This window comes from Ornithinimicrobium sufpigmenti (assembly GCF_004322775.1).
In the GTDB taxonomy this organism is placed as follows: domain Bacteria; phylum Actinomycetota; class Actinomycetes; order Actinomycetales; family Dermatophilaceae; genus Ornithinicoccus; species Ornithinicoccus sufpigmenti.
In genome coordinates this window covers 1,845,538-1,870,960 of the sequence record NZ_CP036403.1, presented here as the reverse complement: position 1 = coordinate 1,870,960, position 25,423 = coordinate 1,845,538, and the positions used below count along the sequence as shown (strand labels likewise).

General features: G+C 72.7%; 18 protein-coding genes. 7 read left to right on the top strand and 11 right to left on the bottom strand.

Annotated features, from left to right (window positions below):
• Positions 1–6: 6 nt before the first annotated feature.
• The 3 genes from menC to ESZ52_RS08485 are packed head-to-tail and all read right to left on the bottom strand — an operon-like array spanning position 7 to position 3,147.
• Complete coding sequence (menC, locus tag ESZ52_RS08495) at positions 7–1,116, bottom strand: o-succinylbenzoate synthase (RefSeq protein WP_131104553.1); 1,110 nt, start codon at positions 1,114–1,116, stop codon at positions 7–9.
• On the bottom strand, positions 1,097–1,972 hold the full coding sequence (locus ESZ52_RS08490) for a GNAT family N-acetyltransferase (protein ID WP_131104552.1): 876 nt from the start codon (positions 1,970–1,972) through the stop codon (positions 1,097–1,099). The genes menC and ESZ52_RS08490 overlap by 20 nt, the downstream gene beginning before the upstream one ends.
• A gap of 53 nt (positions 1,973–2,025) precedes the next feature.
• Positions 2,026–3,147 (bottom strand): M20 family metallopeptidase, encoded by a 1,122-nt coding sequence (locus ESZ52_RS08485; protein WP_202865430.1) that lies wholly within the window; start codon positions 3,145–3,147, stop codon positions 2,026–2,028.
• Between the two features lie 214 nt (positions 3,148–3,361).
• Here ESZ52_RS08485 and ESZ52_RS08480 point away from each other — a divergent pair, with 214 nt between their 5' ends.
• Both ESZ52_RS08480 and ESZ52_RS08475 read left to right on the top strand, forming a co-directional pair.
• Positions 3,362–6,700, top strand: a complete 3,339-nt coding sequence (locus ESZ52_RS08480; protein ID WP_131104551.1) for a serine hydrolase — start codon at positions 3,362–3,364, stop codon at positions 6,698–6,700.
• A gap of 119 nt (positions 6,701–6,819) precedes the next feature.
• Positions 6,820–7,203, top strand: a complete 384-nt coding sequence (locus ESZ52_RS08475; protein WP_131104550.1) for a hypothetical protein — start codon at positions 6,820–6,822, stop codon at positions 7,201–7,203.
• Between the two features lie 19 nt (positions 7,204–7,222).
• On the opposite strand, the gene ESZ52_RS08470 is transcribed toward ESZ52_RS08475, so the two are convergent.
• Positions 7,223–8,824, bottom strand: a complete 1,602-nt coding sequence (locus tag ESZ52_RS08470) for an acyl-CoA dehydrogenase family protein (RefSeq protein WP_131104549.1) — start codon at positions 8,822–8,824, stop codon at positions 7,223–7,225.
• A gap of 248 nt (positions 8,825–9,072) precedes the next feature.
• Here ESZ52_RS08470 and ESZ52_RS08465 point away from each other — a divergent pair, with 248 nt between their 5' ends.
• Positions 9,073–9,996 carry an aldose-1-epimerase gene (locus ESZ52_RS08465; protein ID WP_131104548.1) on the top strand — a complete coding sequence of 308 codons (924 nt, stop codon included), beginning with the start codon at positions 9,073–9,075 and terminating at the stop codon, positions 9,994–9,996.
• Here the strand turns inward: ESZ52_RS08465 and ESZ52_RS08460 are convergent.
• Entirely contained in the window at positions 9,965–11,173 is a 1,209-nt protein-coding gene (locus ESZ52_RS08460) for an ROK family transcriptional regulator (protein WP_131104547.1), read from the bottom strand. The genes ESZ52_RS08465 and ESZ52_RS08460 overlap by 32 nt on opposite strands.
• Before the next feature lie 154 nt (positions 11,174–11,327).
• On the opposite strand from ESZ52_RS08460, the gene ESZ52_RS08455 reads away from it, so the two are divergent.
• A complete protein-coding gene (locus tag ESZ52_RS08455) occupies positions 11,328–12,353 on the top strand; it encodes a LacI family DNA-binding transcriptional regulator (RefSeq protein WP_131104546.1) in 1,026 nt (341 codons plus the stop codon).
• Between the two features lie 50 nt (positions 12,354–12,403).
• Here the strand turns inward: ESZ52_RS08455 and ESZ52_RS08450 are convergent, their stop codons facing one another.
• The 4 genes from ESZ52_RS08450 to ESZ52_RS08435 form a co-directional block, all read right to left on the bottom strand.
• Positions 12,404–14,716 (bottom strand): beta-xylosidase/alpha-l-arabinosidase, encoded by a 2,313-nt coding sequence (locus tag ESZ52_RS08450; protein WP_131104545.1) that lies wholly within the window; start codon positions 14,714–14,716, stop codon positions 12,404–12,406.
• Positions 14,717–14,809: 93 nt separating this feature from the next.
• A complete protein-coding gene (locus ESZ52_RS08445; protein ID WP_238154401.1) occupies positions 14,810–15,811 on the bottom strand; it encodes a carbohydrate ABC transporter permease in 1,002 nt (333 codons plus the stop codon).
• Positions 15,808–16,788 (bottom strand): carbohydrate ABC transporter permease, encoded by a 981-nt coding sequence (locus ESZ52_RS08440; RefSeq protein WP_131104544.1) that lies wholly within the window; start codon positions 16,786–16,788, stop codon positions 15,808–15,810. Before ESZ52_RS08440 ends, ESZ52_RS08445 begins: the two co-directional genes overlap by 4 nt.
• A 10-nt stretch (positions 16,789–16,798) precedes the next feature.
• A complete protein-coding gene (locus ESZ52_RS08435) occupies positions 16,799–18,100 on the bottom strand; it encodes an ABC transporter substrate-binding protein (RefSeq protein WP_131104543.1) in 1,302 nt (433 codons plus the stop codon).
• A 165-nt stretch (positions 18,101–18,265) separates the two neighbouring features.
• Here ESZ52_RS08435 and xylA point away from each other — a divergent pair, with 165 nt between their 5' ends.
• Together xylA and ESZ52_RS08425 are read left to right on the top strand one after the other, a co-directional pair.
• Positions 18,266–19,465, top strand: a complete 1,200-nt coding sequence (xylA, locus tag ESZ52_RS08430; RefSeq protein ID WP_238154402.1) for a xylose isomerase — start codon at positions 18,266–18,268, stop codon at positions 19,463–19,465.
• A 58-nt stretch (positions 19,466–19,523) separates the two neighbouring features.
• Positions 19,524–19,883, top strand: coding sequence for an ArsC/Spx/MgsR family protein (locus tag ESZ52_RS08425; protein ID WP_131104541.1), 360 nt, complete (start codon positions 19,524–19,526; stop codon positions 19,881–19,883).
• A gap of 168 nt (positions 19,884–20,051) precedes the next feature.
• On the opposite strand, the gene ESZ52_RS08420 is transcribed toward ESZ52_RS08425, so the two are convergent.
• Positions 20,052–21,488, bottom strand: a complete 1,437-nt coding sequence (locus ESZ52_RS08420; RefSeq protein WP_238154403.1) for an MFS transporter — start codon at positions 21,486–21,488, stop codon at positions 20,052–20,054.
• A 69-nt stretch (positions 21,489–21,557) separates the two neighbouring features.
• Positions 21,558–22,718, bottom strand: coding sequence for a serine hydrolase domain-containing protein (locus ESZ52_RS08415; RefSeq protein WP_131104540.1), 1,161 nt, complete (start codon positions 22,716–22,718; stop codon positions 21,558–21,560).
• A 193-nt stretch (positions 22,719–22,911) separates the two neighbouring features.
• Between ESZ52_RS08415 and ESZ52_RS08410 the strand changes: the two genes are divergently transcribed.
• A complete protein-coding gene (locus ESZ52_RS08410; protein WP_131104539.1) occupies positions 22,912–25,377 on the top strand; it encodes a cell wall-binding repeat-containing protein in 2,466 nt (821 codons plus the stop codon).
• Positions 25,378–25,423 lie beyond the last annotated feature (46 nt).

The window sequence follows — 25,423 nt, the reverse complement described above, 5'->3', positions numbered from 1 at the left end:
GCGCGATCAGCCCAGGACGACCTCGGCACGGGCGACGGTCACGGCAGCGAGTGCGTCCTCGTCCACCTCGACCCCCAGGCCCGGGCCGGTGGGCACCGCGACGTACCCGTCCTGGAGCACGAACGGCTCGGTGATGATGTCGGTGGTGAAGAAGCGGTCGGAGGCGGAGGTGTCCCCGACGAGGCGGAAGTTGGGCAGGGCCGCGAGCGCCATGTTGGCCGCTCGGCCCAGGCCGGTCTCCACCATGCCGCCGCACCAGACGGGGACGCCGTGGGCGGCGCAGACGTCGTGCACCCGCCTGGCCTCCAGGTAGCCGCCGACGCGGCCGGCCTTGATGTTGACCACCGAGCAGGCGGCCAGGCCGATGGCGTCGGCCGCCGACTTGGCGCTGACCACCGACTCGTCGAGGCAGACCGGGGTGCTGATCCGCTCGGCGAGCCAGGCGTGGTCGGTGAGGTCCTCGTCCTCCAGGGGCTGCTCGACCAGCAGCAGCCCGAAGTCGTCCAGCTGCTGGAAGAGACGCAGGTCGGCGGTGGTGAAGGCGGCGTTGGCATCGACCTGCAGCGGTATGTCGTCGCCGAACTCGCGGCGGACCGCCCGCACCGGCTCGATCTCCCAGCCGGGCTGGATCTTGAGCTTGATCCGCCGGTACCCCTCCTCGAGGTAGCCCGCGACCGCGGCCAGGAGCTCCTCCACGCTGCCCATGATGCCGACGCTGACCCCGCTGGGGACGCGGTCGTGCACGCCGCCGAGGTAGTCGCTCAGGCTCATCGAGGCTCCGCGCAGCTCTGCGTCCAGCAGGGCCATCTCCACGGCCGCCTTGGCCATCCGGTGTCCCTTGACCGGCCCGAGCAGGTGGCTGACGGCGGAGGCCGACAGGGACCTGCCGGTGAGCCTGGGCAGCAGGAAGTCGGTGATCACCTGTCCCGCGGACGCCAGGTACTCGGAGGAGTAGAGAGGGTCGGCCATGGCGACGCACTCGCCCCAGCCCACGCCGGCGTCCGTCTCGACCCGCAGCAGGAGCAGCTGTCGGTGCGTCTGCACCGCGAACGATGTCGCGAAGGGTGAGACGAGGGGCATCTCGAGGGTGAAGAGCTTAGCTCGGTGCAGGCGCATGGGCGTCGGGCCTCCGCAGGATGTAGGCGTGGTGGTGGGGGTCGAAGGTGAAGACCTCGTAGCCCTGGCCGAGGGCGGCGAGGAAGGCGTCCCGGACACCGTGGTGCCAGCGCAGGGCCAGGTCCGGGTCGCTCCGGCGCAGGCTGCCCACGTCGGTGGGGACGGTGATGCTGACGAGCGGCGCGTCGAGAGCCGGTACGTGCAGCTCGGCCCGGCCGTCTTCCACCGCCAGCAGCGGGAGCACGACCGGCATGGGGCCGGAGGTATCGGGGGCGGCGGAGGTATGGGCGGCAGCGGGCGTGCTGAGGCCCCACTTCATCAGACCGCGGTCGCTGAGCCCGCCCTCGTTGATCGCATCCCCCATCGGTCCGTAGAAGTCGGGCAGGTAGCGGTCGAACCTGGCGCCGAGCTTGACCACGTTGAAGTAGGCGTTGCGCGACTGCATCGGGTCGAACGTCCACGAGATGACCTCGTAGCCGTGGTCGACCGCCCACGCCCGCTGGTGCAGCTTCATGGCATACCCCACGGACCGGCCCCGGTGGCTGGCGGCCACCCCGGTGATGTGCGAGTGCAGGTGCGGAGACCCGTCGCCGGCGCGGAAGGCGGCCGAGGCCGCGACGACCCGGCCGTCCTGCCGGGCCAGGGCGGCGTAGTTGCCCGTGTGCTCGAGGGAGACGAACAGCTCGGGGGCGATCGGTGCCCCGTGCGGCGTGCGCCAGATCTGCTGGAGCAGCTGGGCCGCCTCGCCCGCGTCCGCAGGTTCGTGGATCAGCTCGACCGTGAGCCGGCAGCGCCGCGCTGCCTGCTCGGCGAGCTCACCCGCGGCGGCGGCGGTCGCGTCCACTGTCGTACCCACCTCTTGAGCGTGGTCGAGGCTGACCGGGCGGGAATCGTGCGGCGGCAACAAAGTCAGCGGGCCGGGTCGTCGGGTCGGACGAGCGCCGCCAGCAGGGCGGCCCGGCGAGTCAGGTCGGGCACCGAGACCCATTCCCCCTCGGCGTGCGCCCCGTCGCCCACCGCGCCGAGGCCGTCCAGGGTGGGGATCCCCAGCCCGGCGGTGAAATTGCCGTCCGACGCGCCCCCGACCGCGACCCCGGCCAGCTCGCCGTACCCGAGGTCGCGGTAGGCCTGCACCGCCCGGGCCAGCAGTTGCTCGGAACGTCGTCGCTCCAGTGGTGGCCGGTTCTTCCCGCCCCCGATGCTCAGCGCGGCACCGTCGAGCACGGGCGTCAGGGCACGCATGGCCGCATCGACCCGGTCCTGCTCCGCCTCCGTGCGGGCGCGCACGTCCACCCGGATCTGGCCCGCCGCCGGGACGGTGTTCGTCGTGGTGCCGGCCGACAGCACGGTCGGCGTCACGGTGGTGCCGGCCGACGCGTCCTGGAGGGCGGCGATCGCCAGCACCTGGTGCGCCAGCTCGATGCTGGCGTTGACGCCCAGCTCGGGCTCCAGGCCGGCGTGCGCGGCGCGGCCGGCGACGTGCACGGCATACAGCGAGACACCCTTGCGCTCCACCTTCAGGGCACCGGCGGCGCTGGCCTCGGGGACGAACACCTCGTCCACCTCCCGGGCGACCTGCTCGATGAGGGGTCGGGAGTCGGGGGCGCCGATCTCCTCGTCGGAGGTGAGCAGCAGCTGCAGGCCGGAGGGGTCCTCGAGGCTGGCGATCGCGTGCATGGCCTGGACGATCCCGGCCTTCATGTCGAAGCACCCCGGGCCGGAGGCCCGGTCGGCGTCGTGGGTGAACGGCCACCTGGCCAGGGTGCCGATCGGCCACACGGTGTCCAGGTGCCCGAGGACGAGCCGGCGCCGCGGTCCCTCCCACGACCACAGCAGGGCGACGCGCTCGCCGGTGCGCACCACCCGGGGTGCCGCGCCGAGCCACCGCTCCCCCAGCTCGGCCACCAGCTCGGCGCAGCGCCTCGTGGCGGCGACGTCGCCCGAGGGCGACTCGCACTCCACCAGAGTGCGCAGGTCCTGGACCATCGCCTCGGTGTCCATCAGTCCGGTGGCCATCGCCTGGCTGCCCATCACATCTCCGTCCTCCAGGTCTGCCCGTCCACGACGCGGCGGTGAGACGCCTCGCGGCGCCGGGCCCACTCAGGCTAGGGCGGGGTGCGACCGGTGCGCGGTGGCCAGAATCACCAACCGTCGCCGCCCGCTTCGTCCGTCCCGACGAAGTCCCAGCGCGGGCCGCGGTGCAAGGCTGCCCGTGGACCGGACGTCGAGCCTGAGGAGAACTGCCATGACCCGCGCGCCGCAGATCGAGGACCTCTACGCGGTGGTCAAGCCGCAGCAGCCCGCCGTGGCCCCGGGCGGCGACCGGGTCGTCTACGTCCGCACCAGCGTCGACCGCGAGGAGGACGGGTCGCACAGCGAGCTCTGGGAGGTCGGCACGGACGGGTCGGCTCCGCGGCGCCTGACCTCCGGGCCGGGCGACAGCTCCCCCGTCTTCTCCCCCGACGGCTCGCAGCTGGCCTTCCTACGGGCGACGGACGGGCCGCCGCAGGTGTGGTTGCTGCCGGCGGCCGGTGGCGACGCCCGGCAGCTGACCCACCTGGAGTGGGGCGCCGGCGAGCCGGTCTGGAGCCCGGACGGGCAGAGCATCGCCTTCAGTGCCGCCGTCTCGCCGACCGGTATGCCGCCCGAGGCCAGCGCGTCCGCCCCGGTCGTCGCCCGCGACCTCTTCTACCAGGCCGACGGCGCCGGCTTCATCGGCGGCGTCCGGGAGCACGTGCATACCGTGCAGATCGACTCCGGCGAGGTGACCCAGCTGACCTCGGGCAAGCTGCACTGCGCCTCCCCCGTGTGGACGCCGGACGGCCGCTCGGTGGTCTTCGCGACCGGCAGCGGACCGGACAACGACCTGACGATGACCACCACCACGCACGTGGTCGCTCTCGAGGCACCCGGTGCTGTCCGCGAGCTGCCCGGGGTCGACCGCCGGTATGAGGTGCCGGTCGCCTTCGCCCCCGGGGGCGAGCTGCTGTGCCTGGGCTCGGCCGAGCCCGGCGGTGGGCACGCCGAGCTGTGGCTGCGGGGGTTGACAGGGGGCGAGCGACGGGACCTCACGACGCAGGTGGACCGCAACGTGATGGGCGGCGCACCCGGCTACCCGGGGGCGACGCCGGCGCTCCTGGCCGACGGCGACCTGCTGGTCTGCTTCCGCGACCAGGGCTACACCCACCTCTACCGACTGCGTGCGGGCAGGGAGCCGGAGGTGCTCATCGGCGGCACCACCACCGTCGCCGGGATGTCGGTGACGCCCGACGGTGAGCGCGCCGCCGTGGTCCTGAGCACGCCGGACACCTTCGGCGAGGTGGCGCTCCTGGACCTGACCACCGGAGACGTCACCGAGCTGACCGACTACCGCGCCGACCTGCTCGGCGAGCTGGACTGGGTCGCCCCGCAGGAGCGCACCTTCACCGCCCCGGACGGCACCACCGTGCACGGCTGGCTCCTGCGCCGGGACGACGTCGAGGGCGCGGGGCCGCTGCTGCTCGACATCCACGGAGGCCCGCACAACGCCTGGTCCGGCGTCGCCGACGCCGAACACCTCTACCACCAGGCCCTGGCTGCGGCGGGGTGGGGCGTGCTCCTGCTCAACCCGAGGGGCAGCGACGGCTACGGGGAGGCGTTCTACACCGCGGCCGTCGGCGGCTGGGGCGTCGCCGACGCCGACGACTTCCTGGCACCGCTGGACGCGCTGGTGGCCGAGGGTGTCGCCGACCCGGGCCGGCTCGCGGTCACCGGCTACAGCTACGGCGGCTACATGACCTGCTACCTGACCTCTCGCGACGACCGCTTCGCGGCCGCGGTGCCCGGCGGGATCGTGGCTGACGGCCGCAGCATCGCCACCACCTCCGACATGGGCTACTTCCTGGCCGACCTGGAGATGGGGGCCCTGCCCTGGACGGACGGGGAGCACCTGGACCGGTCCTCGCCGATCCACCTCGTGGACCGGGTGCGCACGCCCACGCTCATCCTGCAGGGCGCGGCAGACGTCCGCTGCCCCGTGAGCGAGGCACAGCGCTGGTTCGGCTCGCTGCGGGCCCGTCACGTCCCCGCCGAGCTGGTGCTCTACCCGGGTGCGGCACACCTCTTCATCCTCAGCGGCCGGCCGTCGCACCGCGCCGACTACAACCGCCGGGTCGTGGACTGGGTCAACCGCCACGCCTCCGCGACCGGCTCCGCCGTCCCGGCGCTCGATGCCGACCACTGGCAGCACCGGCTCTCCGTGCTGGCGGACCGGCACGAGGTCCCGGGTGCCGTGCTCGGCATCCTCCGCCTCGGTGCGGCGCCCGACGGCTCGGACGAGGTCGCGGCCGCCGCACACGGGGTCCTCAGCCGCACGACCGGTCACGCCGTCACCCCTGACTCCGTCTTCCAGATCGGCTCGATCACCAAGGTCTGGACGGCCACGCTGGTGATGCAGCTGGTCGAGGAGGGGCTGGTCGACCTCGACGCACCCGTGCGGGACGTCCTGCCCGAGCTGCGGCTGGCCGACGAGGACGTCGCCGCGCGGGTCACGCTGCGCCACCTGCTCACCCACACCAGCGGGATCGACGGGGACATCTTCACCGACACCGGCCGCGGGGACGACTGCCTGGAGCGGTATGTGGCCGGGCTGGCCGACGCCGCCCAGCTGCACCCGCTCGGCGAGACGTTCTCCTACTGCAACTCCGGCTTCAACCTCGCCGGCCGGGTCGTGGAGAAGGTCACCGGCCAGACGTGGGACGAGGTCCTGCGCGAGCGGATCATCGCGCCCCTGGGGCTCACCCGCACCGGCACCCTGCCCGAGGAGGCGCTGCTCTACGACGCGGCGCTCGGGCACGAGCGCGGGGAGGACCAGCAGGTGCGGCCGGTCTCCGTCTGGGGCATCCCGCGCTCCTCCGGACCGGCTGGTCTCATCCACGCCCGGATCCGGGACCTGCTCGACTTCGCCGCGACCCACCTGCGGGACGGCGTGGCAGCCGACGGGACACGGGTGCTCGGCGCGGAGCAGGTCCGGGCGATGCAGGAGGAGCAGGTCCGCCTGCCGGGCCGCTTCGACCTCGGTGACTCCTGGGGCCTGGGCTGGATCCGCTTCGACTGGAACGGCGAGCGGCTCATCGGGCACGACGGCAACACCATCGGCCAGTCGGCCTTCCTGAGGGTGCTGCCCCGGGCAGGCCTCGTCGTCGCGCTGCTGACCAACGGCGGCAACACGACCGACCTCTTCCGCTCGCTGTACGGCGAGGTCTTCGACCAGCTCGCCGGCGTGGACCTGCCGGCCGCCCTGGCACCTCGCGAGGGCGAGGTGAGTCTCGACGGCGCCTCCGGGACCTACGAGCGTGGCGCGGAGCGGATCGAGGTCGAGGAGGTGGACGGGCTGGCCACCCTGGTCTCCACGGACCTGCACCCGCTGACCGAGGAACGAGACCCGGTGCAGACCTTCGAGCTGCACCCCTTCGACGAGCGCACGGCACTCATCCAGGCACCGGGGCAGCAGACCTGGGCGCCGGTCACCTTCTACTCCACCGCCGGACGCCGCTACGTGCACCACCACCTACGAGCCACGCCAGCAGTGGATGGGGAAGGGTAGGACCCGCTCTCGCAAGCCACATGCTGGAAGGTGGCGCTATAGTCCGGCCCAGCGGCCTGCCCGGCGCGGATCTCCTGACGACCCCACCCGGGCATCCACCCGAGCAAAGGGGCCCGAGGATGAACAACACCTATCCGCCACCATGGAACAACCAGCCTTCGCACGGTCCGCCGTGGGCACCTCCGCCCTTACCGCCCCAGCGGCAGTGGGCACCCCCTGCAGGCTCCTGGCCCCCGCGGGCGTACCCGCACGTCAGGCCGCGCAACCCGGCGCTGTACGCGATCGCCTCCGCGGTGATCCCCGGGCTCGGGACCCTGCTGGGCGGTGCTCCAGGGCGCGGCATCGTCATCTTCCTCGTGCTGGCCATCACCGGGGTGCTGAGGTTCGTCCCGTTGCTGGGCCTGCTGTTCATCCCGCTGTGGTTCGTCGGCTGGGCGTTCGGGATCTACGACGCACACCGCACGACCCGCGACTGGAACGCCCGGCACGGCATCATCAGCTGAGCCGAACGGGCCCGCCGCCTCACGCCCGCTCGAGAATGGCGGCCACGTCGGCGCCGGGCGAGAGCACGCCATACAGGTGCCCGCCCTGCCCGTCGAGGCGCGACCCGACGAACGCCTCCGCCACCGGCGACGGCGCGCGCTGGAGCATGAGCGACGCCTGCAGCGCCAGCGCGAGCGCCTCCACCAGGCGTCGGGCGGTGCTCGGGTCGGCGGCGCGGGAGAGCTCGCGGGTGCGGGTCAGGTGGGCGTCGAGCACGGGGTGCGCGCCGCCGGCTGCCGAGACCTCCTCGAAGAAGGCCGTCAGGGAGTGCGGGTCGCGCCCGATCGCCCGCAGCACGTCGAGGGCGATGACGTTGCCCGAGCCCTCCCAGATCGCCATGACGGGCTGCTCGCGGTAGCGCATCGCCAGCGGGAAGTCCTCGGTGTAGCCATTGCCACCGAGACACTCCATCGCCTCCACGGAGTGACCGGGCCCGCGTTTGCAGACCCAGTACTTCGCGACGGCCGTCGCGATGCGGCGGAAGCCCCGCTCCTGCCCGTCGGCGTCCGTGTCGTGAGCCCGGGCCAGGCGCAGCGCCGTCCAGGTCGCGGCCTCGGACTCCAGCGCCAGGTCGGCCAGGACTGCGGTCATCACGGGCTGGTCGACCAACCGGGCGCCGAACGCCTGCCGGTGCCGGGCGTGCCAGACCGCCTCGGCCACCGACTGACGCATGCCGGCGGCCGAGCCGAGCACGCAGTCCAGGCGGGTGTGCGCGACCATGTCGATGATCGTGCGCACCCCGCGCCCGGCCTCCCCGACCCGGAAGCCGACGGTCTGGTCGAGTTCCACCTCACCCGAGGCGTTGGACCGGTTGCCCACCTTGTCCTTGAGCCGCTGGATGGCGAACGCGTTGCGGGTGCCGTCCTCCAGCACGCGCGGCACCAGGAAGCAGCTCAGCCCTCGTGGCTCCTGGGCCAGCACCAGGAAGGCGTCGGACATGGGCGCGCTGCAGAACCACTTGTGCCCGGTCAGCCGGTGGCTCCCGTCCCCGGCATCGACGGCCCGCGTCGTGGTGGCGCGCACGTCCGAGCCCCCCTGCTTCTCGGTCATCGCCATGCCGAACAGCGCTGAGGTCTTGCCCGGCTCCAGCCGCGGCTCGTAGTCGCGGGAGAGGAGCCGCGGCAGCCACCGGTCGGCGAGCTGCACGTCGTGCCCCAGGCTGGGCACGGCGGCGTGCGTCATCGACACCGGGCAGGCGTGGCCCGGCTCGACCTGCGCGTAGAGCATGAACGTGGCGGCCCTGGCCACCGCCGCACCGGGCCGGGGCTCGGCCCAGACCGAGGTGTGTGCGCCGTCCGCGACCGCGGCACCGATGATGCGGTGGTAGGCGGCGTCGTAGTCGACCTCGTCGATCCGCCGGCCCCACCGGTCATGGCTGCGCAGGGTCGGGGGTATGCGGTGCGCCGCCGCCGCATCCTCCTGGAACGGCGCCGACCCGACATGCCGCCCGACACGGTGCAGGTGCGCTGTGGCCCAGTCCGCACCGAACGCGGCGACCGCCTCGGTGAGCGGGCGGTTCTCGGCATACTCGTCCAGCTCCACGCGCGGCGGGGGCTGGTTGGTGACCTCGTGGGTGGCCATGCGCCACGGTAACGCTTGAGTCGCCGTCGCGGCCGGTGGTCACCTCTCTGCTGCAGGGCCCCTCGACGGCAGCCAGCTGAGCCTTGACCGTGCCCTCGCTGACGAACAGTTCGGCAAGGAGCCTGCGGGCTCACCCATGTGCGCGACGGTGTGACACATCCGTCCTGCACGCGACGGAGGTGACACACCGTTTCCGCACATGCCTTGTCGACGCTGGCCCCGTCGGGACACTCCTACACTGGCTGACCATGACTGTCCACGGCACCGTGCTCACCCTCCAGGGCGGCGGCTACACCGCCCAGGTCGGTCAGGTCGGCGCGACCCTGCTCAGCCTCACCTACCGGGGACACCACCTCGTCGACCCGGTCGCCCCGGACCGGCTGGACGACGCCTGGCGCGGCCGGACCCTCGTCCCCTGGCCGAACCGGGTGGTGAGCGGGCGGTACGAGGTGGCCGGCGGCACCTACGAGCTGCCGGTCAACGAGCACGAGACCGGCGCAGCCCTGCACGGCCTGGGCGCGTTCCAGCGGTGGGACCTGCTCGAGCACACCGGCACCATGGCCGCGTGGGCGCTGGACCTGCCGCCGTCCTACGGCTACCCCTTCCAGGTGCGCTGCAGCACGACCTACACGCTCGGCGAGGAGGGGCTGAGCGTGCGCATCGAGGGCACGAACCTCGGTGACGTCGCGGCCCCGTTCGGCGCCTCCGTCCACCCCTACCTCACCTGCGACGGCCGCCCCGTCGACGAGTGCCACGTGAGCCTGCCGGCCGGTGCCGTGCTGCTCACCGACGACCGCTCCTCCCCCACCACGCTGGTGCCCGTCGCCGACGCTGAGCTCGACCTCTCCCGGCGCACCTCCCTGGCCGGGCTGGAGGTCGACCACGCGTTCACCGATCTCCCCGCCTCCTGGGCCGTCGAGCTCACCCACCCCGAGACGCCCGGCGTCCGGATGGACAGCGACGCCCCGTGGGTGCAGCTCTACACCGGTGACCGCATCGGGCGCGTGGCCGCCGCGGTGGAGCCGATGACCTGCCCGCCCGACGCCTTCAACCGCGACCCCGAGGGGGTGCTCCTGCCGCCGGCGCAGACCCGCACCCTGTCGCTGCGGATCAGCACGCTGCCTCCGTGGGGGGAGCAGCTCACGGGGTCAGGTACTCCGCAGGACGGCTGACGACCTCGCTCAGCGGCAGCAGTGCACCACCGGTCGCACCGGCGACGTCGTCGGCGTCGCGCACCACCTCGACCGGCATCCAGTCTGCCGCCATCACCCGGGTCCGCAGGCGTTCCTGGACCGTGGGCGCCAGCTGCCCGGCCAGGTCACCGATCTCGCCACCCAGCACGGCCGTCGGCACGTCGAGCAGGTTGACCACACCCGCCAGCACCACGCCGAGGGCCTCGGCGGCCAGGTCGATCGCCTCCTGGCTCTCCCGGTGCCCGGCCCCGGCGCGCCTGCCGAGCTCCGCCAGCGTCGTGGCCTGGGGCAGACCGGCGCGGCGGGTCATGGCCAGACGCCCGGCATACCGCTCCAGACACCCGTCGGACCCGCAGGCGCACGGCTCACCGCCCGGGCGGAACGGCAGGTGGCCGATCTCGCCGGCGAAGCCGTGCAGGCCGGCCTGGACGCGGGAGCCGGTCACCACCGCGCCCCCGATCCCGATCTCGCCCGAGACGTAGACGAAGTGGCTGTGCGCGCCGAGCCGCCCTGGCGCCGGCTGGGCGAAGGCGTGCGCGGCGAGGTTGGCCTCGTTGCCCAGGCTCAGCGGTATGCCGTGCAGCTGTTCCCGCAGCCCCGTGGCGGGGTCGACGTCGCGCCAGTCGAGGTTGGGTGCGCGCAGGAGCCGCTCGCCCGCGCCGTCCACGATCCCGGGCAGCGCCAGCCCGGCCCCGACGACCCGTCCATCCTCCGGCAGACCCTTGAGGACCTCCGCCAGGTGGCCGGCCAGCAGCGAGAGCGCCTCCTCCGGACGGGAGCCGACGAGGTCGGGCTCGGAGCGGGACTCGGCGACCACCTGTCCCCGCAGGTCGATCAGGCGAGCGGCCACGTGCGCGGCGTTCACCTGGAGGCCGACTGCGCCGACCCGGCCGGTCGGACGCAGGGGGGTAGGAGGTCTCCCCGGGCCGGCGAGCCGCGCCTGGCCCTCGTCGACCAGGCCGCCTGCCACCAGCTCGTCGACCAGCCGGGAGACGGTGGAGCGGGTCAGCCCGGTCGAGGCGGCGACGCCGGCGCGCGACAGCGGCTCCTCGGTCGCGCAGACGCTGCGCATCACGACCCCGAGGTTCGCCTCCCGCACCGAGGACTGGTGGGCCAGGACGACGCCGGGTCCGGCCGGGGTGGGGACGAGGGGCATGCCGCTCAGGCTACGGCTCGACCGGTCCTGGGGCCGACATCCGGATCCGGTTTGTTTCCCGCCGAGCCTAGATCCGTCCTCAGGGCCCGATCCCGCCACGTCGACCGCCGCCGCGTTCCCCACCAGGACAGCCTGAGCAGCGATAATGGCCGCCATGATGACGCACGGGCGGATCCGGATGGAGGACGTCGCGCGCCAGGCCGGGGTCTCGGTCGCGACCGTCTCCAAGGTGGTCAACGGCCGCTACGGCGTGGCGGCGAGCACCACCGCCCGGGTCCACGAGGTCATCGCCGAGCTGGGCTACGAGACGAACCTGGGCGCCCGCGCCCTGCGCAGCTCGCGCACCGGCATCCTGGGGGTGCTGGTCGCCGAGTTCGAGCCGTTCAGCACCCAGCTGCTCAAGGGCGTCTCCAGCGCGATGGCCACGACCGACTACGAGCTGCTCGCCTTCGCCGGCGCCATCCACGGCGAGACGGTGGGGTGGGAGCGTCGCTCCCTGCGGCGCCTGGGCGGCACCCTGGTCGACGGCGCGATCATCGTCACCCCCACCGTCATCGAGCCGGGTGCCGCCGTGCCGGTGGTCGCCATCGACCCGCACACCGGCAACGGCGACGTGCCCACCGTCGACTCGGACAACGTCGGTGGTGCCAGGACCGCGATCGAGCACCTGATCTCGCTGGGGCACACCAGGATCGGCATGATCCGTGGTCGCGAGGACCTGGAGTCCGCGCGGCTGCGGGAGAAGGGCTTCCGCCAGGCGATGGCCGCGGCGGGGGTCGAGGTCGACGAGACGCTGCTGGCCACCGGCTCCTACCGGGCCGAGTCCGCCGTCGCCCCGGCGCGCCTCCTGCTCGATCGCCGGGACCGGCCCACCGCCATCTTCGCCGCCAACGACCTCATGGCGATCCGCACGGTGGAGGTCGCCCGGTCGCTGGGACTGCGCGTGCCCGAGGACGTGTCCGTGATCGGCTTCGACAACGTCCCCGAGTCGGCCCTGGCGCAGCCGGCCCTGACGACCGTGGCCCAGCCGCTCGCCGAGCTCGGCCGCACCGCCCTGCACCTGCTGCTCACCCTCCTGGCCGGGAAGAAGCTGGAGCAGACCCACGTGCGCCTGCAGACCACGCTGGTCGAGCGGGCCTCGACGGCACCGCCCCCGACTGCCGCGGCTGCGGTCAGCTGAGCCCGAGCGCCTGGCCGGGGCCTGCTCGACCTCGGTCTCGCGCCCGGCTCTCAGCCGACGTCGCCGGCCTCGCGCGGACCGACCTCCACGCTGGTCCGTCGCGGCTCGTGCAGGCCGACCTCGTGCACGTCCCCGCCCAGGGTGACCATCCGCACCAGCCGGCGGTCGGCCGACGAGTCCCCGGCCCAGATCTCGAACTCGCCGGGCTCGACGACCCGCCGGCGGTCACGACCGGTGAAGGAGAGCCGGGTGGGCGGCACGCTGAACGTCACGACGCGCGACTCACCCGGCTCGAGCACGACCCGCGCATAGCCGACCAGTTGGGCCATTGGGCGGGTCACCGACGCCACCAGGTCGCGGGCGTACACCTGGACCACGTCCGCCCCCACCCGGTCGCCGGTGTTGGCGAGGCGCGCCCGCACCTGCACGGGCTCGGCCGTCGTGCCCGCCCGGACCCCCAGGTCGGACAGCTCGAAGGTGGTGTAGGACAGCCCGTGGCCGAAGGGCAGGGCGGGACGGCTGGAGAGGTTGGTGACGTCGCTGTCGCCACCCAGGGGCGGGTGCAGGTAGGTGTAGGGCTGGCTGCCCGCGGAGCGGGGCAGACTGACCGGCAGGTGGCCGGAGGGGTTGACCCGTCCGGAGAGGACACCGGCGACGGCCCCGGCGCCCTCCTCGCCGGGGAAGAACGCCTGCACGACCGCGGCGCACGCCTCCAGCGCCCAGTCCACGGCATACGGGCGCCCGGTGAGCAGCACGAGCACCACGGGGGTGCCGGTGGTCAGCACCGCCTCGACGAGCTGCCGCTGGACGCCCGGCAGCTCCAGGTCGTCCCGGTCACACCCCTCCCCCGAGGTCGCCCGGCCGAACAGGCCCGATGAGTCCCCGGCGACGACAACGGCGACCTCGGCCTCCCGCGCCGCCGCCACGGCCTCCCCGATCCCCGAGACGTCCTCGGAGTCGACGTCGCAGCCGCGCACGTGCCGCAGCGCCGCTCCGGGCCACTCGGCGTCCAGCGCCTCGAGCACGGTCGGCGCGAGGATCCCCGCCTCGACGTCGGGATGCTGGGCGATGACGTGGTTGACGAAGGAGTAGCAGCCGAACAGCGCCTCCAGCCGGTCCGCGTTGGGCCCGATCACCGCGACCCGCGCCGGGTCCGTCAGCGGCAGCGTCCCGTCGTTGGCCAGCAGCACCACCGACTCCTCGGCCAGCCGCCGCGCCGCGGCCCGGTGCCGGGGCCCGTCCAGGTCGACCTGCGTGGGCGGCTCGTCCTCGAAGGTCGCGCCCAGCAGCCCCAGCTCGGCCTTCTGCTCCAGCGCCCGGGCGCAGGCCCGGTCCACCAGGGCCTCGTCGACCTGGCCGGCGCGGACGGCTGCCGCCAGCGGTGCCAGGTAGGCGTCCCCGGTGGGCAGCTCGATGTCCACGCCGGCCAGCAGCGCCTGCCCGGCAGCCTCCCCAAGGTCTGCGGCCACCCGGTGCAGAACGTGCAGGAAGGCGACGCCGAAGTAGTCGGCCACGACGGTCCCGTCGAAGCCCCACCGGTCGCGCAGCACCCCGGTCAGCAGGTCAGGGTCCGCCGCGACGGGGACGCCGTCGATCTCGCTGTACGAGTGCATGACCGAGCGCGCCCCGCCCTCGAGCAGCGCCATCTCGAACGGCACCATGAGCACGTCCTCAAGCTCACGCGGTCCGGCGTGCACCGGCGCGAAGTTGCGGCCCGCCTGCGAGGCCGAGTAGCCGACGAAGTGCTTCAGCGTCGCGTGCACGCCCTGGCCCTGCAGACCCTCGACGTAGGCGGTGCCGATGGTGCCGACCAGGTAGGGGTCCTCGGAGATCGCCTCCTCGACCCGGCCCCACCGCGGGTCGCGCACCACGTCGAGCACCGGCGCCAGGCCCTGGTGCACGCCCAGCTGCCGCATCGTCTCCCCCACCAGGCCGGCCACCTCCCCGACCAGGACGGGGTCGAAGGACGCGCCCCAGGCCAGCGGTGTGGGGTAGGTGGCGGCCTTCCACGCCGACAGCCCGGTCAGGCACTCCTCGTGCACCAGCGCGGGTATGCCGTGTCTCGTCGAGGCGACCAGCCACCGCTGGAAGTCCCACAGCCACCTGGCCCGCTCCACCGGGTCCACCGGACGCGTGCCGTAGACGCGGGTGAGGTGGCCCAGCCCCTGGGCGGCCACGTCATACAGTCCCTGTGCCTCGACGAAGGCGCCCTGCAGCGGGGCGACCGCCTCACCGTCCCCCTTGTCCCAGAAGCCCACGATCTGGGCCAGCTTCTCCTCCAGGGTCATGGAGGCGAGCAGCCCGGCCACGTCGGTGGCCGGGGCCGCCTCCTGGAGCGAGGCGGCGCGGGTGGTCTGGGTCATGACGGGTGCCTTTCGGGGCGAGGGGTCGGGTGAGCGCTCGGGCGTGACTCGCGCGGACTCCGGCGAGCACGGTCGTGGTGGTGGTCGCGCGGGTCAGCCCTTGACCGCCCCCTGGAGCCCGTTGACGATGCGCTTCTGCATCGCGAGGAAGAAGATCAGCGCGGGGATCATCGCCAGGGTGGTGAAGGCGAAGACGCCGGCGGTGTCGGAGGAGTACTGCGAGGAGAAGTCGGCCACGCCCAGCGGCAGCGTCTTCATCTCGCCGCGCAGCAGGAGCAGCGGCAGCAAGTAGGCGTTCCAGGAGCCGACGAAGGCGAGCACCCCGACGGTGATAGCGCCCGGTGCCGACAGCGGGAGCAGCACCCGCCAGAAGAACTGCAGGCGGGAGGCGCCGTCCATGATCGCGGCCTCCTCCATCTCCCGCGGGATCGCCATCAGGAACGGCCGCAGGATGACGATCGTCATCGGCAGCGCGAACGCCGCCTGCGGCAGCGCGACGCCCCACCAGGTGTTGCCCAGCGACAGGTCGCGGGTGACCAGGATGAACAGCGGGATGATCGCCACGGTCGCGGGGAAGAGCAGGCCGACGACGAAGACCATGAACAGCGGCTCCCGCCAGCGGAACTGGTAGCGGGCCAGGGGGTAGGCCGCCATGAGCCCGGCGACCACGGTGACCACGGTCGTGATGACCGCGATCGCCACGGAGTTGAGCGCGTAGGTCCAGAAGGTGCTCCCGGTGATCACCCGGCGGTAGTTGTCCAGGACCCACGGGTCGGGCAGGCCGGCCGGGTCCGCGGCGAGCTGGGCGTTGGTGCGGAAGCCGCCGAGCACGGCATACAGGACGGGTCCCAGGGTGAGCGCGACCACGACGAGGGCAGCCAGGTAGACCAGCACCCCGCCCTCGCCGCGGCCGTTGCGCTCAGCGGGCGCACGGCGCCGTCCTGACCCAGGGGTATGCCGGTCGCCGGTCGCCTGCCCGGTGGGCTGGTCCGTCACCGTCGACGTCGACGGGGTTGCCAGGGCTGCCCCTGTGCTCCGGCTGCTCCTGTCGCTGCTCTCGTGGATGCTGCCGCGCATACTCATGGGGGTGCTCATCGGACCCCCCTCAGGACGTCGGCGTCGGAGGTGTCCCGGCGCAGCACGAAGCGTTGGTAGAGGACGGCCATGGTCAGGGCGATGACGAAGAGCACGACCGAGGCGGCGGCGGCGATGCCGTAGTTCTGCCGCTTGGTGCCCTCGTTGACCAGGAAGGTCGCCATCGTCGTGGTCGCGTTCGCCGGGCCGCCGCCGGTGAGGATCCAGACCATGTCGAAGAGCTGCAGCGAGCCGATCATCGACAGGAAGGCCCACGTGCGGATCGTGGGGCCGAGCAGCGGGATGGTGACCCGCCGCTGGATCTGCCACCAGGTGGCGCCGTCGATCTGGGCGGCCTCGGTCAGCTCGTCCGGCACGCCCTGGAGGCCGGCCAGGAAGAGGAGCACCGCCAGCCCGACATACTTCCAGGTCAGGACCACCATGAGGGTCGGCATGGCCAGCTCGGGGGTGCCGAGGAACCCCTGGTAGGGCCCGTCGAGGCCCACCGTGCCGAGCAGGGTCTCCACGACGCCGCGGCCCGGCTGCAGGAGCTGGAACCAGACCACGCCGGCGATGACCTCGGCCAGCACGTAGGGGACGAAGATGATCGTGCGCAGCAGTCCGCGGCCGCGGATGCGCCGGTTGAGCAGCAGCGCGATCCCCAGGCCGAGCGGCAGCTGGATGAGGATCGAGGCGACGACGATGAACAGGTTGTGCCCGACGGCGCCCCGGAAGACCTCGTTGGTCAGGACGGCGACGTAGTTCTGCAGGCCGACGAAGTCGACGAGCGGGCCGAAGCCTTTCCAGCGGTAGAGCGAGAACTGGACCGCGCGCAGGATCGGCCAGACGACGAAGAGCCCGAAGATCGTCAGTGCCGGGGCGGTGAAGAGCAGGATCTCCCCCGCCATCCGCCAGTCGCGCCCCCCGCCCACCGGCCGCGCGGTGCGGCCGGTGGGCTGGGTCGTGGCGCCCCTGGGCGGGACGGACAGGCTGGTCATCGCGAGCGGCTCAGCCCTCGGCGTCGGCCGCGGCCTGCGTGGCGTCGACGATGTCCTGCGGGCCGGCCTGCCCGGCGAACATCAGCTCGATCGTGTCGTTCATCGCCCCGCCGACCGACTGGCCGAAGGCGGTGTCGAAGTAGAGCTGGACGTAGGGGGCGCTGTCCCGCACCTCGATCAGGCCGGCCAGCGCCGGGTCGGCCACCGCGTCGGTGGCGTTCGGGTTGGTCGGCAGGCCCATGTCCCGCTCGGCGAACCCGCGCTGGACCTCCTCGGAGAGCATGTACCGCACGAACTCCACGGCCTCCGGCGGCGCGTCCGCCGAGACGCCCCAGGCGTCGCCGCCGCCGAGCTGGGCCTCGGGGTCGCCCTGGCCGCCCTCGACCTGCGGGAAGGGGAACCAGCCCAGCTTGTCGCCCAGACCCTCGCCGTCCTCGGTCAGCCCGGCCATCACGCCCGGCTCCCAGTGGCCCTGCATCTCCATGGCCACCTGCTCCGTGGCCAGCAGCCCCGAGGCGCTGGACGGGCCGGACTGCGCCGGGGTGGACAGGAAGCCGCGGTTGAACGGCTCGGCGTCGATGAGGCGCTCGACCTCCTCGCCGGCGGTGATGAAGCACTGGTCGGAGAAGTCCAGGGACTGCACGGCGTCGGTCAGGGTCTCCTCGGCGCAGTGGCGCAGCGAGAACTGGTACCAGTAGTGCGCCGCCGGCCAGCCGTCGCCGGCGCCGACCGAGAGCGGCTCCATCCCGGCCGCCTTGAGCTGGTCGATCACCGCATACATCTCCTCCCAGGTGGTCGGGGTCTCGGTGACCCCGGCCTCCTCGAACATCTCGGTGTTGTACCAGAACCCGACGACGCCGATGGAGAACGGCAGGGCGTAGACTCGGTCGTCGACCGTCCAGCCCTGTACGGTCCCGCCGAGCATCTCGATCTCCTCGGCGGCGACCTCGGTGAGGTCCATGGTCAGGTCGGCCGCGACGTGGTCGGCGAGCTCACCACCGCCGCGCTCCATGTAGACGTCCGGCGCGTCGCCGGCCTGGAAGGCGGCGTCCAGCTGGGTCAGCATGTCCTCGTGCTGCATGGCCTCGATCTGGATGGTCACGCCCGGGTTGGCGTCCTGGAAGTCCTCGGCCACCTGCTGGTAGTACTCCAGCCCGTCACCGGTGTTGGAGTTGTGCCACCAGGTGAGGGTGACGTCCTCCCCGTCGGAGGCGCCCTGGCCACCCTCGCCGCCATCGCCGTCGCCGCACGCGGCAAGGGTGAGGACGAGGCTGCCCGAGGCCATCAGGCTCAGTGCACGGATGGTGGTCATGGTCTGCTCCTCAGCGTTGAGTGAGAGGTCGGTGCACCCGAATCTGCCAGTATGTTGCGCCGCGTGTCAATCGTTATCGATAACGATTTCGTCGCGGCGGTGGCAGGGTTGCGGGCCGGTCGGGCACCCGATAGTTTTACGCCACAACCAACTCAGGAGGTCCTCGTGCCGACGCCCACCCCATCCGCGCCCATCCAGTTCACCTTCGGCCTGTGGACGGTCGGCTGGTCCGCCCAAGACCCGTTCGGGGACGCGACCCGGGCCCCGATCGACCCGGTGGAGTCCGTCCATCGCCTCGCCGAGCTGGGTGCAGCCGGGGTGACCTTCCACGACGACGACCTGGTCCCGCCCGGTGCGAGCGCCGCCGACCGTGACGCGGTCATCGCCCGCTTCCGCACGGCGCTGGAGGAGACGGGCCTGACCGTGCCCATGGTGACGACCAACACCTTCACCCACCCGGTCTTCAAGGACGGTGGGCTGACCAGCAACGACCGCGGCGTCCGGCGGCTGGCGCTGCGCAAGGTGCTGCGTCAGGTCGAGCTGGGGGCCGAGCTCGGCGCGAGCACCTTCGTCATGTGGGGCGGGCGCGAGGGCACCGAGTACGACGGCGCCAAGGACCACAAGGCCGCCCTGGACCGGTATGCCGAGGGTCTGGACAGCGTGGCCGCCTTCATCAAGGAGCGCGGCTACGGGATGCGGATCGCGCTGGAGCCCAAGCCCAACGAGCCGCGCGGCGACATCCTGCTGCCGACGGTCGGCCACGCCCTGGGCTTCATCGCCATGCTGGAGCACGGCGACATCGTCGGGCTCAACCCCGAGGTCGGGCACGAGCAGATGGCCGGCCTCAACTTCACCTCCGGCATCGCCCAGGCGCTGTGGCAGGACAAGCTCTTCCACATCGACCTCAACGGCCAGCACGGACCGCGCTTCGACCAGGACCTCGTCTTCGGCCACGGCGACCTGCTCTCGGCGTTCTTCACCGTGGACCTGCTGGAGAACGGCTTCGCCGGCGGCGGACCCCGCTACCAGGGCCCGCGCCACTTCGACTACAAACCGTCCCGGACCGAGGACCTGGACGGGGTCTGGCGCTCCGCCGCGGCCAACATGGAGACCTACACCCTGCTGGCCGAGCGGGCCCGTGCCTTCCGCGCCGACCCGGAGGTGCAGGAGGCGATGCGCGCCTCGGGTCTGGACGAGCTCGCCGTGCCGACCCTGGCCGAGGGCGAGACCGCGGCCTCGCTGCTGCAGACCGAGGGCGACCTCGGGGTGGAGCTGGCCGAGGAGGCCGACCGGCTCGCGGGGCGCGGCTACGGCCACGTGCACCTCAACCAGCTCGCGCTGCGCCACCTGCTCGGCGCCGCCTGAGCCACCGACCGAGCGCGCGATCCGCGGACCCGGAATTTCGGCGAGTAGGGTCGCGGTCATGGCCGAGCTCACCGTCCTGCACAACTCCCGCTGCTCCACGTCGCGGCACGCGCTGGAGACCGTCGAGGCGGCCGGGCTGCCGGTCGAGGTCGTGCACTACCTGAAGACCCCGCTCGACCGCGAGCAGCTGCTCGACCTCATCGCCAAGCTGGAGGACCCGCCCGCCGACCTGGTCCGCAAGGACGCCTTCTTCGCCGGGCTCGGCCTGTCCGCCGACGAGTGCACCACGCCTGAGCAGGTGGCCGACCTGCTCGTCGAGCATCCCCGCCTGATGCAGCGCCCGGTGCTGGTGCGCGGCGACCGGGCGATCATCGGGCGGCCCAAGGACCGCGCCGAGGCCTTCATCGCGGACAGCTGAGCGGTGACGCGCCACTGAACGGTGACGCACCCTTGTGCGTCAACGGTGTGTCACATCCGTCATGGAGACCACGGATGTGACACACCGTTTCAGCACATGACTACACGGCGGGGCCGCTCAGACAGGAGGACGACACGGGCGTCGGGGTGATGCGCTACGTCGGGCCGCTCAGATCCGGTGCTGGCTGTGCTCCTTGACCGGCAGCATCGCGAGGGCGCCCGCGGCGAGGATGAGGACGATGCCGAGGATGCCCCAGTACTGCGTGTTCTCCTCCCCCGTGACCCGCGCACCGATCCAGATGCCCACGCCGAAGGCCGCGGGCGAGAGGAAGGAGACGACGCGGCCGGTGGTGGCGTAGAGGCCGAAGATCTCCCCGCTCTTGCCCTCGGGGATCAGCCGCGCCAGGAACGACCGCGAGGCCGCCTGGGCAGGACCGACGAAGGCGGTGAGACCCAGGCCGGCGATCCAGAAGACGGTCTTGCCGCCGTCGTGCAGGAAGAAGATCACCAGACCGAGGATGACCAGGCTGAACAGCGAGATGAGGATGACCTTCTTGGGGCCGATCCAGTCGTCCACCAGGCCGAAGATGATGGTCGAGACGCCGGCCACGATGTTGGCCGCCGCCCCGAAGATGATCACCTCACCGGCGCTCATCCCGAAGGTGCCGGCCGCGAGCACCGCACCGAAGGCGAAGACGCCCGCCAGACCGTCGCGGAAGAGCGCCGAGGCGAGCAGGAACCACACGGTATGCCGTGAGGTCCCCCACAGCCGCCGCACGGTCCCGAACAGCAGCTTGTAGGAGTCGATGATCCCGACCCGCGGCGCCCGCGGCACCGGCCGGTCCTTGAGAGCGACGAGCGCCGGGACGGTGAACACCGCGATCCAGATGCCGCACATGAGCATCGAGACCCGGATGTCCATGCCGTTCTCGCCGGTCACGCCGAAGAGGCCGACGTCGGGCTGGACGAAGAGGAAGTAGATCGCGAGCAGCGCGACGATGCCGCCGAGGTAGCCGAACCCCCAGCCGTAGCCGGAGACCCGGCCGACCGTCCTCGGGGTGGCCACCTGCTCGATGGTGGCGTTGTAGTTGACGCCGGCGATCTCGGAGACCACCGAGCCGATCCCGAGCAGGACGAGCCCCAGGACGAGGTACTCCGGCGAGGGCTGGACGAAGAACAGGCTCGCCGCGATCGCCGCGAGGAGCCAGGTCTGCCAGCGCAGGTTGCGCACCGTGCGACCCGAACGGTCCGAGTTCTGCCCCAGGACCGGCGCCAGCACCGCCACGAAGAGGCCGGCCAGGGCCGTGGACCACGCCAGCATCTGGGAGGTGTAGTTGGTCGAGCCGAAGCTCTCGCTGACGATGTAGACGGAGAACACGAAGGTGGTGATGACGGTGTTCCACGGCTGGCTGCCCCAGTCGTAGAACGCCCACGCCGTGATCTTGCCCATGCCCGCGCCCTTGGACGCCTCCAGGGAGGTGGTCACCTTCTCGGGGTCCATCGTCGCCGGACCGACCGGGTCGGCCACCGCACCTCCGGCGGGGCTGTTCCCGGGCTCACCGGAGCGGCGCGGTCGCGACAGGTGATCGTCGTCGTTGGTCGTCACGGCCCCCACCGTATTGCCCCTGGTGCCCAAACCGGTGCTGACACCCGCAAGGTTCACCCGGCGGACACCTCAGTCACCTCCAGCGCACGTCCACGGCGCCGAACGGACGGCCTCCCAGAACTGCGTCAGCCACACCGGTGGCGTGGGGCCTCCCATACCCAACCCGGTCAGCAGCACGGCGGCGGTCCCCGCCGTCGGGTCGACCCACAGCGAGGTGCCCGTGCCCCCGTCCCACCCGAACCGCCCCTCGTCGTCGACGGCGGCGCCCAGACCCCAGTCCAGGCCGGCGTCGAGGAACTCGCCAGCCATCTCCCGCGCCGCCCCGATCAGGGCTGGGCTGGCCATCGAGCGGACGGCCGAGGACGACACCACGCGCCCGTCGGCACCCAACGCGCCGTCGAGCAGCAGCTGGGCGAAGACGGCCATGTCCCCCACCGTCGACAGCAGCCCGGTGGACAGGCTGGGGAAGTCCGGTGCTGTCAGCAGCGACCGGTCCCCCGCCGGGGCCGCGAGCTGCATACCTCCCTGGTCGTCGGGGAAGAAGAGCGCGGGCACGCGCGGCAGCTGGTCCTCGCGCAGGGAGTATGCGGTCTCGCCCATCCCGAGCCGGTCCAGGACCGCATCCCGCAGCAGACGTTCCGCCGGGAGCCCGGTCGCCGCCTCCAGCACGAGGGTGAGGGCGTCGTAGGAGGTCTGGTAGAGCCATCCGGCACCCGGCTGGTGGGCCATCGGCAGCGCGGCGGTGCGTTCGACCCAAGCCGCCCGGTCGATCCCGGGACAGAGCCACGAGGACAGGATCCCCCCGCGCTCGCTGGCCCGGGCCAGCTCGTCGTCGGCGTCCGCGGCCAGGTCGTAGCCGAGACCGAACCCCATCAGCAGCAGGTCCCGCACGGTCACGTCGCGCTCCGCGGGCACGGTGTCGTCCAGCCGCGCGTGCCGCTCGCGGAGCACCCGACGGTCCGCCCAGGCCGGCACCCACCGAGCGATCGGGTCGTCGAGCTGGATCACCCCAGCGTCTGCGAGGGCGAGTGTCGCGACGGTTCCGATGAGCTTGGTGACCGACGAGAGGCGCAGGATCGCATCCTGCGACAGCCCGCCGGCCGATCCGGTGACCACCTGCCGGGTCTCCCGAGGCCCCCAGGCGACCGCCCACACCGCACCGGACGCGGGAGAGCCCGCCCAGACGCGCTGCATCACCGCGTCCAGCTCGTGCGCGCGACCGACGCTCATGCGGCCAGGGTATGCCGCGGGCCACGCCACCGGGCGTCACGCAGCGCTACCGGGCGCCGGTCGCCCGCACACGCTGGCCTCGAACTACGGCGGTGTATTTCGCCGGTCACTCTTGCAACATCCGTCACGGCTAGCGCATGCTGTTCCGGTCGACCCTGTCCCGGTCGCGCCCAGTCCCAGGAGTCCCATCACCATGCGCCGCTCTCTGCTTGCCCTCTGCACCGCCCTCACTCTGGTCCTGACCCCCACGGTGGTCGCCGCCGACGGCGAGGACGCCGCGACCGCGACCGCCGCCCCGGAGACCCTTGCGCCGGCTGCGCCGGAGCAGGTCACGCCAGACCAGCTCTCGCCTGACCAGCAGCCGTCCCCCGACCAGCCACCCTCCCCTGACGCGGGCCCCGTCCTCGACGACGGCGCGCCGGTGCTCGAGATCGACCAGCGGCACGGCGTCCTCACCCAAGGAGACGACCTGATCGGCACGCCCCAGCCCGTCGTCGAGAGCGGGATCACCTCCCTGCCCGCCCCGCAGCCGGGGGCCGAGGTCTACCCGCGTCCGGCCGACGGCGTCTACCAGGTGACCGGCGGAGGCTTCGGCCACGGGATCGGCATGTCCCAGTACGGCGCCCACGGCGCCGGCCTGGCCGGGCTGACGCACCAGCAGATCCTCGCGTTCTACTACCCGGGCACCAACCTGGAGACCCGCTCCACCGGCACCATCCGGATCGGCATCACCATCGACAACGACGGCGTCACGCGCGTCGCCCACCGGCCCGGACTGGTGGTGAGCAGCGCCCCCGGCGGCACGACATACCAGCTGCCCTCTGGCTTCAGCCAGTGGCGGGTGCGTGCGACCAGCGCGTCCGCGGCCGGGTGCACGCTCGAGGGCCTGGACAGCGGCGGCACCTGGCGCGCCGCCTGGCCGTCGGGTATGTCGCAGTCCTGCCCCGTGTCGTTCAGCTCACCGACCGAGGGCAGCGTCGACCTCTACCTGCCGGGCGGCTCGGTGCGCGCCTACCGCGGCACGCTGACCGCCACCTTCCGCGGGACGACCAGCCTGATCACGGTCAACCACCTGCCGATGCAGCACTACCTGCGCTCGGTGACGATGGCCGAGATGCCGGTGTCCTTCCACGCGGAGGCGCTCAAGGCCCAGGCCGTCGCGGCCCGCTCCTACGCCCTGCGCGGCGCGGGCGGCACCGCCCACTACGACACCTGCGACACCACCGCCTGCCAGGCCTACCGCGGCATGGGTGCGCGCAACGCCGACGGCACGCTGACCTGGTACGAGCACGCCAACAGCACGGCCGCGGTGAACGCCACGCAGGGCCAGGTGCTCACCTACAACTTCGGCGGTGGCGCGCCGCAGCTGGCCACCACCATGTACTCCTCCTCCACCGGTGGGCACACCACAGTGGGCGGCGCGGGGCACGGCTACCTCGTGGCCCAGGACGACCCGTACGACGCGGTCGTCAACAACCCCCGCAGCTCCTGGACGGCTCAGCTGCCGGTCCGCAACCTGGAGCAGCGCTACAACATCCACCGTGTCGAGCGGGTCCAGATCCTGCGCCGCGACGGGCATGGCGAGTGGGGCGGCCGGGTGCTGGATGCCCGGGTCGAGGGTTTCACGGCAGCCGGCCACTACACCTGGGCCTACGCCTCCGGCGGCGGGCTGCAGATGTCCAACCCGTGGCCGGCCAACGCCAACGGGCTGTCCTCGCACTACTTCACCCTGGAGCCGACCGCCAGCGGCACCGTGGAGCGGATCTCTGGCGAGGACCGGTACGACACCGCGGCCGAGGCCAGCCGCGCGTGGGGCAGGAACGTCAGCGTCGTCTACGTCGTCAGCGGGCGGGACTACCCCGACGCGCTGACTGCCGCCGCACGGGCCGGCGTGTATGACGCGCCGGTGCTCCTCACCCGTCCGGACGGCCTCCCGGGGCCGACCCTGTCCGCGCTGCAGCGCCTGAACCCGGCCCGCGTCGTGGTGGTCGGCGGACCGGGCGCGGTCGCCACGGAGGTGGCGGACCAGCTGCGCGACCTCACCCGCAACCGCGACCTGACCCGCGTCGGCGGCACGAACCGCTACGCGACGGCCGCGGCGATGGCCGCGTACTACCCCGCCGGCCGGGCGCGGGTCTACCTGGCCAGCGGCGAGGACTACCCGGACGCGCTGGCCGGCGCGGCCCTGGCCGGGCACGAGCACATGCCGTTGCTGCTGACCCGGCAGGACCGGCTCGACCAGGCCACCGTCGACCAGCTGCGCCGGTTGGACGCCCAGGAGATCGTCGTGCTCGGCGGCTCGGGCGCGGTCTCGGACGCCGTGGCCCAGCAGGCGGCCTCTCACTCGACCAGCGGCACCTACCGCCGGCTGGCCGGCGACGACCGCTACGCCACCATGGCCAGGATCGCCGCGCAGTTCCCCGCCGGCCGGACGCCGGCCTACGTCGCCTCCGCCCAGGACTTCCCCGACGCCCTCGTCGGCGCGGCCGTCGCCGGCGGGCTGCACGGGGTGGCCATGGTGCTCACCGCCAACGACCGGGTGCGTGGTGCGACCGCGGCGGCGCTGACCCGCCAGAACCCGCAGTCGATCTACGTGCTGGGCGGTTCCACCGTGGTGACGGACGCGACGCTGGAGCTGCTCTCCGAGTACCTCCGCTGACCGAGCGCACGTTCCTCACACGACCAGGCGCACGTTCCTCACCTGC

Coding starts and splice junctions, on each gene's coding strand:
- ESZ52_RS08425 (WP_131104541.1), top strand. CDS start 19,524: ATGGCCGAGCTCACCGTCCTGCACAACTCCCGCTGCTCCACGTCGCGG.
- ESZ52_RS08440 (WP_131104544.1), bottom strand. CDS start 16,788: ATGACCAGCCTGTCCGTCCCGCCCAGGGGCGCCACGACCCAGCCCACC.
- ESZ52_RS08415 (WP_131104540.1), bottom strand. CDS start 22,718: ATGAGCGTCGGTCGCGCGCACGAGCTGGACGCGGTGATGCAGCGCGTC.
- ESZ52_RS08485 (WP_202865430.1), bottom strand. CDS start 3,147: ATGGGCAGCCAGGCGATGGCCACCGGACTGATGGACACCGAGGCGATG.
- ESZ52_RS08450 (WP_131104545.1), bottom strand. CDS start 14,716: ATGACCCAGACCACCCGCGCCGCCTCGCTCCAGGAGGCGGCCCCGGCC.
- ESZ52_RS08480 (WP_131104551.1), top strand. CDS start 3,362: ATGACCCGCGCGCCGCAGATCGAGGACCTCTACGCGGTGGTCAAGCCG.
- ESZ52_RS08410 (WP_131104539.1), top strand. CDS start 22,912: ATGCGCCGCTCTCTGCTTGCCCTCTGCACCGCCCTCACTCTGGTCCTG.
- ESZ52_RS08435 (WP_131104543.1), bottom strand. CDS start 18,100: ATGACCACCATCCGTGCACTGAGCCTGATGGCCTCGGGCAGCCTCGTC.
- ESZ52_RS08465 (WP_131104548.1), top strand. CDS start 9,073: ATGACTGTCCACGGCACCGTGCTCACCCTCCAGGGCGGCGGCTACACC.
- ESZ52_RS08460 (WP_131104547.1), bottom strand. CDS start 11,173: ATGCCCCTCGTCCCCACCCCGGCCGGACCCGGCGTCGTCCTGGCCCAC.
- menC (WP_131104553.1), bottom strand. CDS start 1,116: ATGCGCCTGCACCGAGCTAAGCTCTTCACCCTCGAGATGCCCCTCGTC.
- ESZ52_RS08470 (WP_131104549.1), bottom strand. CDS start 8,824: ATGGCCACCCACGAGGTCACCAACCAGCCCCCGCCGCGCGTGGAGCTG.
- ESZ52_RS08445 (WP_238154401.1), bottom strand. CDS start 15,811: ATGAGCACCCCCATGAGTATGCGCGGCAGCATCCACGAGAGCAGCGAC.
- ESZ52_RS08455 (WP_131104546.1), top strand. CDS start 11,328: ATGATGACGCACGGGCGGATCCGGATGGAGGACGTCGCGCGCCAGGCC.
- ESZ52_RS08475 (WP_131104550.1), top strand. CDS start 6,820: ATGAACAACACCTATCCGCCACCATGGAACAACCAGCCTTCGCACGGT.